Annotated in this window: 12 protein-coding genes and 1 pseudogene; 11 read left to right on the forward strand and 2 right to left on the reverse strand. The window is 45.7% G+C overall.

All coding sequences use genetic code 11. The features are described from left to right. The first annotated feature begins 10 nt into the window (after positions 1–10). The 9 genes from HCR03_RS09680 to HCR03_RS09720 all read left to right on the forward strand — a co-directional run bounded on the left by HCR03_RS09680 (position 11) and on the right by HCR03_RS09720 (position 9,890). Positions 11–2,011, forward strand: a complete 2,001-nt coding sequence (locus HCR03_RS09680; protein WP_187037927.1) for a glycoside hydrolase family 31 protein — start codon at positions 11–13, stop codon at positions 2,009–2,011. 878 nt (positions 2,012–2,889) lie between these two features. Continuing rightward, positions 2,890–4,386: a hypothetical protein gene (locus HCR03_RS09685; RefSeq protein ID WP_187037929.1), complete on the forward strand. Its 1,497-nt coding sequence runs from the start codon at positions 2,890–2,892 to the stop codon at positions 4,384–4,386. A 290-nt stretch (positions 4,387–4,676) separates the two neighbouring features. Further along, complete coding sequence (locus HCR03_RS20550; protein WP_407926867.1) at positions 4,677–4,805, forward strand: hypothetical protein; 129 nt, start codon at positions 4,677–4,679, stop codon at positions 4,803–4,805. Between the two features lie 51 nt (positions 4,806–4,856). Next, a complete protein-coding gene (locus HCR03_RS09695; RefSeq protein WP_228725172.1) occupies positions 4,857–5,765 on the forward strand; it encodes a carbohydrate ABC transporter permease in 909 nt (302 codons plus the stop codon). After that, a complete protein-coding gene (locus tag HCR03_RS09700) occupies positions 5,762–6,586 on the forward strand; it encodes a carbohydrate ABC transporter permease (RefSeq protein ID WP_228725173.1) in 825 nt (274 codons plus the stop codon). The genes HCR03_RS09695 and HCR03_RS09700 overlap by 4 nt, the downstream gene beginning before the upstream one ends. Before the next feature lie 247 nt (positions 6,587–6,833). Continuing rightward, a complete protein-coding gene (locus tag HCR03_RS09705; protein WP_187037932.1) occupies positions 6,834–8,027 on the forward strand; it encodes an extracellular solute-binding protein in 1,194 nt (397 codons plus the stop codon). A gap of 53 nt (positions 8,028–8,080) precedes the next feature. Further along, positions 8,081–8,269 (forward strand): hypothetical protein, encoded by a 189-nt coding sequence (locus tag HCR03_RS20100; protein WP_267459242.1) that lies wholly within the window; start codon positions 8,081–8,083, stop codon positions 8,267–8,269. Positions 8,270–8,346: 77 nt separating this feature from the next. Continuing rightward, positions 8,347–8,940 carry a nucleoside hydrolase gene (locus tag HCR03_RS20105; protein WP_267459243.1) on the forward strand — a complete coding sequence of 198 codons (594 nt, stop codon included), beginning with the start codon at positions 8,347–8,349 and terminating at the stop codon, positions 8,938–8,940. Continuing rightward, positions 8,937–9,890, forward strand: coding sequence for a sugar phosphate isomerase/epimerase family protein (locus HCR03_RS09720; RefSeq protein WP_187037934.1), 954 nt, complete (start codon positions 8,937–8,939; stop codon positions 9,888–9,890). The genes HCR03_RS20105 and HCR03_RS09720 overlap by 4 nt, the downstream gene beginning before the upstream one ends. On the opposite strand, the gene HCR03_RS09725 is transcribed toward HCR03_RS09720, so the two are convergent. Together HCR03_RS09725 and HCR03_RS09730 are read right to left on the reverse strand one after the other, a co-directional pair. Further along, positions 9,842–10,432 (reverse strand): hypothetical protein, encoded by a 591-nt coding sequence (locus HCR03_RS09725; protein ID WP_187034114.1) that lies wholly within the window; start codon positions 10,430–10,432, stop codon positions 9,842–9,844. The two genes, HCR03_RS09720 and HCR03_RS09725, sit on opposite strands and share 49 nt — an antisense overlap. Positions 10,433–10,562: 130 nt before the next feature. Further along, entirely contained in the window at positions 10,563–10,778 is a 216-nt protein-coding gene (locus HCR03_RS09730) for a hypothetical protein (protein ID WP_187034115.1), read from the reverse strand. A gap of 7 nt (positions 10,779–10,785) precedes the next feature. Between HCR03_RS09730 and HCR03_RS09735 the strand changes: the two are divergent. Together HCR03_RS09735 and HCR03_RS20305 are read left to right on the forward strand one after the other, a co-directional pair. Beyond that, positions 10,786–11,328: pseudogene (locus HCR03_RS09735) on the forward strand (glycoside hydrolase family 130 protein); the annotation flags it as partial. Positions 11,329–11,364: 36 nt separating this feature from the next. Beyond that, on the forward strand, positions 11,365–11,760 hold the full coding sequence (locus HCR03_RS20305) for an AGE family epimerase/isomerase (protein WP_330600994.1): 396 nt from the start codon (positions 11,365–11,367) through the stop codon (positions 11,758–11,760). Positions 11,761–11,881 lie beyond the last annotated feature (121 nt).

Consider the following 11,881-nt stretch of genomic DNA (forward strand, 5'->3'; position numbering starts at 1 on the left):
AAGACAAAACATGACACAACTATTTCGGATTCACAAAAACAGATTGATTTATCATTACGATGCGGAAGAGGTCTGGATTGAGCCATGGGGCAAAAACAGCCTGCGCGTTCGGGCATGCAAGATGCCGGAGATGCCTCCGGAGGACTGGGCTTTGCTGACACCGGAAGCATGCGACCCGAAGATTTCCATCGGTGAAGAATCGGCGGAAATCGCAAACGGGCAGATCTGTGCCAAGATGTCGAAAGCTGGCAAGCTGACTTTTTACAATCAGAATGGAAAAGTCCTGCTCAAGGAATTCCTCCGCAATCGGCGCGACATCAAGTCGGATTATTGCAGTGCTTTGGAGATCGAGGCGCGGGAGTTCAAGCCGATCATCGGCGGCGACTATGAATTAAAAGTCCGCTTTGAGTCGGACCCGGAAGAAAAGATCTTCGGCATGGGCCAATATCAACAGCCATATCTCAATTTGAAGGGAACCGACCTTGAACTGGCGCAGCGCAATTCGCAGGCTTCGGTGCCTTTCGCACTTTCATCGCTCGGGTACGGTTTTCTGTGGAACAACCCTGCCATTGGGCGCGTTACATTCGGGAAGAATCTTACAACCTGGCAAGCATGCTCCACAAAGAAAATGGATTACTGGATTACGGCGGGCAACACCCCTGCGGAAATTGAAGACACTTATTCCTCCGTTACCGGACGTGTGCCAATGATGCCTGACTACGCGATGGGATTCTGGCAATGCAAACTGCGCTATCAGACGCAGGAAGAACTGCTCCACGTAGCGCGCGAATACAAGAAACGCAGCCTGCCGATTTCCGTGATCGTGATCGACTATTTTCACTGGCCGCTGCAGGGTGACTGGCGCTTTGATACGAAATACTGGCCCGACCCGGACGCAATGATCCGTGAATTAAAAGAAATGGGTATCGAACTCATGGTGTCCATCTGGCCGACGGTCGACTACCGCAGCGAGAATTTTCAGGAAATGCTCGAAAAGGGCTACCTTGTCCGCACGGAGCGCGGGATGCGCATCACGATGGGATGTTTGGGCAATACCATTCATTACGATTCGACGAATCCCAACGCACGCGACTATGTCTGGCAAAAAGTAAAGGCAAACTATTACGACAAGGGAATCCGGCTTTTCTGGCTGGATGAAGCCGAACCGGAATACGGTGTCTACGATTTTGAAAATTACCGCTATCACCTTGGGCCGGACACGCAAGTCGGAAATATTTACCCCATGATGTACGCAAAAACGTTTTTCGACGGAATGAAAGCCGAAGGACAGAAGAATATTATCAATCTTCTGCGGTGTGCATGGGCCGGGTCGCAGCGTTACGGCGCTCTCGTCTGGTCAGGCGACATTCACTCGAGCTTTCGCAGCTTCCGAAATCAGTTCGCCGCCGGACTGAACATGGGCATTGCCGGCATCCCGTGGTGGACAACGGACATTGGTGGGTTCCACGGTGGGGATCCAAAGGATCCCGCGTTTCAGGAGCTTCTCGTTCGCTGGTTCGAGTATGGCGCCTTTTGCCCGGTGATGCGCCTGCATGGCGAACGCCAGCCGCTGAAAGCTCCGATCGGTACGGAAGGTGGAGGACTCTGCGTTTCCGGGGCAGATAATGAAGTCTGGAGTTTTGGCGAAGAGAACTATAAGATTCTGCGTAAATTTTTATTCCTGCGCGAAAACATGAAGCCGTACATCACAAAGCTGATGAAAGACGCCCACGAGACCGGCGCGCCCGTTATGCGTCCGCTGTTCTTTGATTTTCCGGAGGATGAGCTTTCCTGGGACTACACTGACGAGTATATGTTCGGCTCTGAGATTCTTGTCGCGCCGGTGCTTTACGAAAAGATGAAGGAACGCAAAGTCTATCTTCCTGCAGGCGAATGGCACGACCTCTGGAGCGGCAAATGCTATGACGGAGGCAAGACCATAACGGTACCGACTCCGATGGATCAGATTCCGGTATTCACGCGCGGCGGGTTAAACTTAAAAACTTGCTGACGGAAGTTCCTTTATAACCTTGGCCGACAAAATTTTGCTTTGGAACGTGGAAAGGAATTTACTGATCATTCTTGTTGCAGGTGAAGAAAAATTATGATCGAAGACTTTTGACGGACCACAGGCAGACTTTGCGAGCGATAAGTGACTATGCATTGTTTGTAAAACTGAGAAAATTGTCTATTTAGCCAAATAGCAATAAAAAGGCATAGTACCTTTTCCTTGATACTTTGCCTTTAGACTGAGGCACCCTTAATGGGTATCGTTTCGATCCCTCGGATTTCCGACTATTGCAGGGGGCATGTATTATGCGCTAGTGTCCTAGGGCAACGCGGAATCAGGTTGTCGGTATGTGAAAGTAGTACACGCCAACGGTTTCCTGCCTCTACAACCAAACAAAGCCCAGTAGCCATGCGGCTGCTGGGTTTTTCATGTCTTGGTCTCATGCGAAAATGAAAGTAACCGTCAACTCAGCCAGCGTATCGAAAAAGGTTGAAAAATGTGAGATACTGAATCTAATCACTAAAAGAGTCTTTTGGACAAGATTGGAGCAGTTGATACAATGGAAAAAGGCCAGCAGTCACTTGGCAAAACCCAGCGCATGAAAGAATGGGGCGTGTGTTCTTACTCCCTTATGACGTTCCACCTTTCGCTGGACTTTTTTGACAGGCTGATATTATCTTTAATAATAATGAGATTCAAAGCGTTGGCTCAAAAGATGACAAAGCGTCGGATAAAAGGCGTTTTGTCCATCTTTGTTTAATTTCTATTTTACATATGCATTACTCAAGTTTAACTCAAATCATCTTGCTGGTAAAATTATCCTATAATAAAATATTAAACAGGATAAATGCGAATTTTTCAGAAAAGAGGAAAGTAGAATGAAAAAAATAATATCCTGGCTCAGTATGGCCTGTATTATCTCGACGATATTCGTATGTAATGCGTCGGCGTCTACTATTCAGTCGAGTGTATCGTTGAATATTACGATACCTTCGTCCGGTCAGACGACAATCGCTTCCGGCCGTGATTTTTATGTGATTGGCGATATTAATGGCACGCTCCCGGATAATGCGGTGGTGACCGTATCGCTTTATCAGAACGGCAGTAATAACCCGATTCGAAAAGTTCACACCAATATCAAAGACAATGAAAATGGAATAAACATCAATTATTCGAAGCTAAGCTATTATGGCGGAAGCAACCGCACGCCGCTGAAAAAATCATGCATGCCTGATTTGGTTTATGATCCGTCAAATCCCGATTCTTTCAAAGACGCATGGCGGAAATGCTATTATAACGACACAAATTTCACGGCGCTAATTTCCGGCGGTGAATACTCTTCTGATTTTAATTTGGTTGGCGAAGATGGGGTACCGTACCAGCCTTTGAAAGACGGCAACTATACGATCCTTGCAACGGCTCAGAACAGCAACGGCTCAACCATCGCCACCACAAAAAAGGCGATTGAAATCGGCAACAATAAGGACGTCGCAATTTTTCGTTTCTCCCCTGCGGATCACTACCAGAAAGTAATTGATGAAGTCAACAAAAATAATTATTTTGCTTTGCTGGATCCTTTAGCCGGATATTGGTCGCCCCAAAACTATATCCATTCGCTGTCGGGTTCCAGCCTCTTCTGCGAGATACTGCCCAAGTGGAGATTCAACGACAGTAAAGAATATCAGATAAACCGCTCCCACTTTTATATTTACAATGTTTCAAATACCGCCGCGACCTATACCGTTGAACTCGGCACGCTTCAGCATCAGCAGGCGATTGATGATCCAACCAGGCTGGTGTGTTACTACTACGATATCGGTGAACCTTCATTGCCGAACGTCAATATCAGCAGTAAATTTGTGCAGTTTCAGCCCGGCAGCCATTTGGCGTTTACCAGAGCGGATTACCCGACGGGTACTTCAGAAGACAATCAGCTTGTCTCCAATGATCTCAAAAATATGAAAAGCGACCTGAACCTGACCGACGGCGTGAACGGAGACGCCGGGAAAACCATTTCTTTCTATGGCGTGGTTACCCCTATTCAGAACGCCTCGACCGAAATCACCGCAAACGATGATAATACTTACACTTACGCAAACAGAATCAAGACGCTCAGATATACGGTTACAGGAGATGGGGTCAACACGACTTTGACCAAAAACGTTGGTTTGACTCGAGTGATAAATGGCAAAAACTATTATTCAGTGTTTGAATTCAAAAATGATATAATTCTGGACGCAAGCTGGGCCGGGAAAGACCTAAAAATCGCCGTTCAGGGCTATGATGCCCACGGTCAGTCCGTAAACGGAACGTCTCAATGCCTTGAAGTTCATGTTGCTCAGCAAAACAGTTCTGCACTTCGCCCAGCGGCATAACTCAATAATAGGAAGTAACGTTGATGCACGACAAAGAGTATTCATCCCCCAGCCAAAAGCAGGGATAAACTGAATTTATTTAAGGAGTAGCGCTCTTGCATAGGAACAAACTTATTATTTGTGACGTTGATGGAACTTTAATTGATGATTGCGTTTGAAAAGCTGGCAAAAATAATAATCATTATGCCGGAAGGGACATCCAAGAAAGCGGGAATTTTAAATCTCACAAAAATGTTACAGATCGGACCGGATTGCGTTGTGGCCTTGGCAATGATAAAAACGACTTGGAAATGATATCCACCGTCAGCGTGGGAATTGCCGTGGCAAATGCAGAAGATCTGTTGAAGCAGAAAGTAAACTATGATGTAAAAACGAGTATGCACTTGGAGTATTGGAAGCAGTTGAACACTTTTATTTGAATAGCAAATAAGGTGAAATATGTACTTTAATTGAGAGGTATTAACTACTTAATGCTAAAATCAGTACGTACAAAATCGGAAAGAACGGGAAGTACCGGATCAGGAGCACTGAAACGGGCAGAACCTTATCTTTGGCTACTGCCAATGCTTTTAGTCTTTTGTATTTTTACTTTTTACCCCTTCTTTGAGACTATTTTCAAGAGCTTTTTCATCGTCGATTCGTTTGGGAACATCAATAAATTTGTCGGGTTTGAAAATTATCTGTATATATTCGCAGATGAACAATTTTTACGATCGATATTAAATACGTTATTTTTTACTGTTTTGACGGTACCCATCTCGAAGATACTCGGGTTTTTGTTGGCACTCCTTGCCAACAATCGCCGTAAAGCTTCAGCTTTTTATGAAGCGGGATTCGCATTGCCTATTGCGGTTTCTTCTTCAGTTGCGGCAATGATATTCCAACTGCTCTATACTCCTTCGCTTGGAATTATTAACGGAACTTTCGGGCTGAATGTGCAGTGGCTTGACGACCCGCAAATCGCGATGGTTTCCATAGCCATAATACAAATATGGCTGTCCACAAGCTATTGCTTTTTGTTTTTGCTTCCTTCCGTCCGCAGCATTCCTCAGGAATTGTTGGAAAGCGCTAAACTGGACGGAGCATCTCTGCACAAACAGATTATCCATATTTATCTTCCTTTAACATCGCCAATCATGTTTTACCTTATCTGCACGGATGTGATCTATAGTTTTATGATGATGAGCTTTGTTAACATATTAACGGACGGCGGCCCCCAGGATTCCACTATAACGATGCTGCAGTATGTATACAAGCAATTTGCGGCAACCGGGAATTATACAAATGCGAATCCCGTCGCCATTATAGTATTTTTTCTAACATTTATCATGACATTGATCAATTTCATCGGGGAAAAGAAGGGAGTCCACTATGCGTGAAGACCAGTAAACTATCAGGTATTTTCATTCAGATTGTTTGTATTTTTCTGTGCTTAATTATCTTGTTTCCAATTCTCTATGCTCTGTCTATTTCACTCATGAGGCCGGAAGATGTTTTAACATTGCCACCGAATTTGCTGCCTCCCTCAGTTACGTTTGGAAGTTATATCCAGCTGATTACTAAAACAATTTTTGGACGTTACATGCTGAATTCATTTCTTATGTCTCTGGTTTGCAGTACAGTGCGAGTCTTATTGGCCGGAATGGCCGCATTTGCTTTTTCTTTTTACGAATTCAAAGGGAAGAAAATCCTCTTTGCGCTCACTATGGCAACAATGATGATTCCTCCCGACGTTTTGATTGTTTCCAATTACACGACCATATCAAAGGCGGGGCTGATTAATACATATTTGGGCATGTGTTCGATTTTTCTCGTATCCGCAAGCAATATTTTTCTGTTCCGCCAGCAGTTCAAGGTTTTTACGTCAAGTTTGCGGGAAGCAGCTTATATCGACGGATGCGGAAATTTCAAGTTTCTTATCCACATATTAGCTCCAATCAGCAGACCGATTATTATTACAGTCTTTGTTTCGTCATTTATTGATATATGGAACCAATATCTGTGGCCGCTGCTTGTGACAAACCAAGATGAAATGCGGACGATACAGGTTGGCATTACCATGCTGAAAGACAGGGACTCGACCGACTTTGGCCCAGTCATGGCCAGCACGATTGTCGCACTGCTTCCGATTATCCTGTTATTCCTGATTTTCCAGCCCAAAATCATTTCTGGAATGATGTCAGGTGCCGTAAAAGAATAATTAGCCGTGAAAACAATTTTTGAATAAAGGAAGGGAAACAATGAATTTCAAAAGATTAATATCCACTCTGCTAATCGGCTGTGTGGCATACTCTGTCACAGCTTGCAGTCAGGCATCCGGGAAAAGTATGGTTTCATCTAGTGCCTCGGAAAACTCCTCAACAGTAAACAGCACAAAGTCGGAACCGATAAAACTTACTTTCTGGCATTCGATGGACGGCGTTTATGCCGACCTCTTAAAAAAGCAGGTGGAGCAGTTCAACAGCACCATTGGAACGCAGAAAGGCATTGTTGTAACTCCGGTTTTTCAGAATTATCCAGGAACGAATGCTCTAACTGCTGCGATGTCTACAGATGATGTGAAAAACATGCCGGATGTGATTCAGCTTTACAGCGAAAGTGTGAATCTGATACGCAATTATAAGCGTACCGTCAAATTGGAAGATTATATCAGCCGTTCCGATTCCGGCGTTAAAAAATCCGATTTGATTCCCAACGCGGTTTCATCCTATTCGATTCAGGGTAAGATGATTGGCGTACCATACAATGTATCCACCCTGATGCTGTACTATAACAAAACCCTTTTCAAGAAGGCCGGTTATGAGAGTCCCCCAAAAACAATCGATGAAATGGCGAAAATGCTGCCGAATCTGGTTTCAAAAGCAAACGTAAAATATGGCTTAGATGCTCAAATCAGCGAATATGAATTAGAAAACTGGATTTCCACTCAGGGCGCCGGTGGTTCTTACTTTGGAGACAATGAAAGCGGACACGATAAGAGCATGACAGGCCTTCAATGCGACAAGGACGGAACATTAATGAAATTCCTGACGGAATGGAAAAAGCTTGTTGACACCAAGGCGTATCAACCGATTCAGGACAGCAGCGTCGCCCAGGAATTTGCTAAAGAAATGTACGCGATGGTGGTTATGACGAGCTCCCGCATCCCGAAAGTCGACAAGTTGATCGGGAGCAACTTCGACTGGGATGTCGCACCGATTCCGACTGTCAGCAGTTCAGATATTGGCGGAGCTTATCCGAGCGGCGGCGGGCTGTTCATGCTTGACCGTAACGATGAAGCAAGAAAAGATGCCTCCTGGCAGTTTATTCAGTATATGATTTCTCCTGAAGCGCAGACCATATGGTTGCAAGGCACTGGTTATATTCCTGTCAACATCCATGCACAGAATCTGGGCACTTATAAAGAAGCCATTAAGAAACAACCGAAACTACAGGTTCCTTATAATACGCTGATAAAAGCAAACGATAAAGTGGTCGGGTCTTTTTGTCCGAATTCCGACAAGGTGAACACGGTGATTAAAAATGCAATGAAAACTTTTGGAAAAGGATCCGCCGATGCCAATACGACTTACAGCGCGATCACGCAGGGATGCGCCATGGCAATTCAGGATTATTACCGTGCTAATCCAAACCAAAAGTGAAAAAGAAAATCATACTTGACTGCGACCCAGGGCTGGATGATGCCGTTGGCATCATGCTGGTGGCTGGGTCGCCTGAATTGGATCTGCTTGGGGTTACGGTTACTGCCGGAAATGCGCCGGGCTGTTATCTATGCGAAGAATGCCCTGCGTGTTTTGGACTTTTGCGGACACCGGGATGTGCCGGTTTACCTCGGCCTGGAGAATTCTTTATCCGGCACGCTGAATTTCAACTGCTGTTTTAACGGCCGGGACGGTCTCTAATACCGATCTACCTGCGTCTGAGCGGATTTCGGAGAAACAGGGCGCAATCGATTTTATCATAAATACGACGAGATTGAACAGCGGCGTTACCGTTGTGTCTACCGCCCCGATGGGTAACCTTGCGGAAGCGATTCGCATAGCACCCGATATTAAGGCCAAGATATCAGCCATTCTTACGTCTTCCGGCTATTACGGAGTGCGGAAATTGGAGATACCCCCAAGATGCACGTGGAATATACGTACGGACCCGATGGCAACCAAGATCGTGCTGGAATCTGGCATTGAAATTCGGGCGATCGGGTTGGAAATTACATCCCGGCTGTCCGACAATATGGTGGATGAAATTCTGAAAGAGCGGTCATGCTCCGTTCGTCTTGCTTTTTTTATAAAAGCTGTTGAATTCAGCCGTCAATATCAGATTGAGCCGTCCAGTTTGCTGGTGGACGCGGTGGCTGCCGCCTATGCGGTCGATTCGAGTCTGGCCCATTTTGTTCATGGAAAGATAAAGATGGATAGTCCGGAAAATCCTGATGAGAATTTTACAAGACTTTACGGATTGTCGAATGTGGGTAACAATTCCAATGTTTTTGCAGCGGATTCTTTTCAATTCCGAAAGTATATCAAAATGCTTGAGAATCGGGTGTTTCGATGAACTTAGCAACTTCTACCAATATTATTTGCGAACGGCCCGGCGGAAAAGTGTTTCCGATCGAACAGACATTACAAATTGCAAGCGAAGCCGGTTTTCGCCTTTTTGATATGAACTTTTATGATTGGGCGCTTCCCTTTTCGCCATTTCTAACAGATCAATGGGAAATTTGGATTAACCGGATTGCGGAAAAAGCAGCCCAATTAGGTGTCAAATTTGGCCAATGTCACGCGTATACATTCAATTTTTTAGATAGATCCATGACAAAAGAGGAATGGCATAGAAACCAGGAGTTGGTGGAGCGGTCCCTCTATTGTTGCTCCATATTAGGATCTCGATTGTGTGTGACACACCCCGAAACTGATCGGGCAGTTCAAAATCTATATTCGGTTTCAAAGAAGGAAAACATCGAATATTATAACCGTTTATTGGAAGTTTCGGAAAAATACAACATGGAACTTGCCATTGAAAACATGTGTGACCTTTCGATTGCGCCCCGTCGAAAGTACTGCGCGTTTCCGGAAGAATTGGTTGATTTAATTGATTCTTTTCATAATGAGGAAATCGGTATCTGCTGGGATTTTGAACATGCAGATATTATGAAAATCGACCAACGCCAAGCTTTACTTTATATCGGAAAACGTCTGAAAGCGACCCATGTATCAGATTCCCTCAGCTCAACAGATACAGATTTAATGCACATTCTCCCAATGTTTGGTACAATAAACTGGGCTGAAATCATGCAAACTCTTCAACAGATTCATTATAACGGAGACTTTTGCTTCGAAGCGCATAATTTTGCAAATCGACTGCCTGATACATTGCTTCCCACGGCAATGAAGCTTAGCTATGAAATCGGTCAATACTTATTGAATCTACCACGAGAAGCCTCGTCCGTCCTCGTTCAGACATCAGGCTCCACCAAAACAACAGCCATCTCTTTCTTAGCATGAAATTCCTGCTTTTGCTGATACCATACGTTCCACTCGTCAAATGAGAATTTTATGTCCTTTGTGCCGCGTTTCAACACCTTCACATAATCCGCCGTACCGGCGAGCGTTTTGATAAAAGCATCCATATCCACAAAAGAGGCCAGAAAATCCAAGTCGTTTCCCTCATTTTCGTAATAGCGGTGCAGGGACAAGTATTCCATATTGTCATAGGTGTATTCCATGACCTTTCGATCCCACTCTGGGTAGGTCCTCTGGAGCATGCTGGCGCTCCCGCAGGCTACCAGTTCGACGGACGGATCGATCCTCTTCATGATCTTCGCGGCTTCCCTTGCCTTTTTACCGTAGTCGTCGGCATTCAAATGACAAATCTGCCAATCGCCGTCCATCTCGTATCCGATGCACCAGAGCTTGATGTTCATCGGGTCCTTATGGCCGTTTTTCACACGCAGGTTGCTCCAATAGGTTCCGCCGGGATAATTGCAGTACTCCAGAAGCTGCCCAGCATCCTTAGGCGTACCGGTACCCATGTTGACGGCACCCATGATTTTCGTGCCCGCTTTTTCGCTCCAATCGTAAAACTCATCGATGCCGAACCGGTTGCTTTCGATTGTTCTCCACGCAAGATCCAGTCTGCGGGGCCGTTCGCTTTTCGGACCGATGCCGTCCTTCCAGTCATAGCCGGAAAGGGAATCCCCCCGGAGAGCGGACGTGGTCGATTTTCAGTTCCCGCACCAGTTTCAGGACATCCGTGCGAAACCCGTTTTCGTCTGCTTCCGGATGCCCGGGTTCATAAATGCCGCTGTAGATTGCGCGGCCCAAATGTTCCAGAAAAGAGCTGAATAATCTGTCGTCCGTCCGTGAAATTTCAAAATCCCTTTCAATATGCATCTTTGCTTTCCCTCGGAAAATTCGTGGAAAATACATGATGCTTTCCTGCCCGAGCGACAGCGGACATACCCCGTTCGGCGATATCTTTCTCAGCGAAAGCCCCGACCTTGAATATTGGGGGAATCACCGCCATGTAATGTCCCGCAGCCATAATTGGTGGGAATCATTGAAAATCGGTATCGGTGCTTCTCCGATCGAAACAAGCGAGGGATGGCTTCTGTTCTATCATGGGGTTATGGGAGCCTGCAATGGATATGTATACAGCATCGGCGGCGCGAGCTTGGATATTGACAATCCTTCCATTGTAAAATATCGCTGCCAGAACTTTTTGCTTACGCCGGAAGAGTGGTATGAGGAACGCGGTTTCGTACCGAACGTCGTCTTCCCATGCGCCGCATTGCCAGATGCGGCAACCGGGCGGATTGCCGTTTATTACGGAGCGGCGGACAGTTACGTCAGTCTCGCTTTTACTACGGTGGATAAAGTCATTTCCTATATCAAATCAAACAGCTCGATTACAGATACCGACCGGGAAATCGGGCGTAGGTAATCGCAAAATCAGATTGTTTATAGAGAAGGAGAGAATATGACACTGCTTGACGAAGCAAGGCAAATGCTGGACGGTACCATAATTCCGTTCTGGAGGAACCTTCGTGACAACGAATACGGCGGTTATTTCGGCTGGATGAATTTTGATCTAACAGTTGATCAGAAAGCGGTAAAGGGATGTATCCTCAACAGCCGCGTCCTATGGTTTTTTTCAACCGCAGCCCTGGTTTTAAAATCCGAGGCGGATCACGCGTATACCTTTCTGAGAAACGCCTTTCTGGATCAGGAATATGGTGGCGTTTACTGGTCTGTGAATTACGACGGATCCGTTTGTGACGAAACAAAGCATACTACAATCAGGCATTTGCTATTTACGCTCTCTCCGCTTACTATCGGCTGCTTCCGATCCGGAAGCACTCCGGGCTGCCTATGAAATTTATCATATTATCGAGGAAAAGTGTACCGATGAATTCGGCTATCTGGAAGCATTCGACCGAACCTTTTCCGGCTGCCAATGAAAAGCTCAACGAGAACTGGTTCTGCATTCCTACGGC

It is taken from the genome of Caproicibacter fermentans, from assembly GCF_014303955.1.
GTDB classification, from domain to species: domain Bacteria; phylum Bacillota; class Clostridia; order Oscillospirales; family Acutalibacteraceae; genus Caproicibacter; species Caproicibacter fermentans.

Bases quoted from the DNA above. Each gene is read 5' to 3' on its own strand.
- HCR03_RS09680 (WP_187037927.1), top strand. From the start codon at position 11: ATGACACAACTATTTCGGATTCACAAAAACAGATTGATTTATCATTAC.
- HCR03_RS09685 (WP_187037929.1), top strand. From the start codon at position 2,890: ATGAAAAAAATAATATCCTGGCTCAGTATGGCCTGTATTATCTCGACG.
- HCR03_RS20550 (WP_407926867.1), top strand. From the start codon at position 4,677: ATGATATCCACCGTCAGCGTGGGAATTGCCGTGGCAAATGCAGAAGAT.
- HCR03_RS09695 (WP_228725172.1), top strand. From the start codon at position 4,857: ATGCTAAAATCAGTACGTACAAAATCGGAAAGAACGGGAAGTACCGGA.
- HCR03_RS20100 (WP_267459242.1), top strand. From the start codon at position 8,081: ATGCTGGTGGCTGGGTCGCCTGAATTGGATCTGCTTGGGGTTACGGTT.
- HCR03_RS09720 (WP_187037934.1), top strand. From the start codon at position 8,937: ATGAACTTAGCAACTTCTACCAATATTATTTGCGAACGGCCCGGCGGA.
- HCR03_RS09725 (WP_187034114.1), bottom strand. From the start codon at position 10,432: ATGGGTGCCGTCAACATGGGTACCGGTACGCCTAAGGATGCTGGGCAG.
- HCR03_RS09730 (WP_187034115.1), bottom strand. From the start codon at position 10,778: ATGCATATTGAAAGGGATTTTGAAATTTCACGGACGGACGACAGATTA.
- HCR03_RS20305 (WP_330600994.1), top strand. From the start codon at position 11,365: ATGACACTGCTTGACGAAGCAAGGCAAATGCTGGACGGTACCATAATT.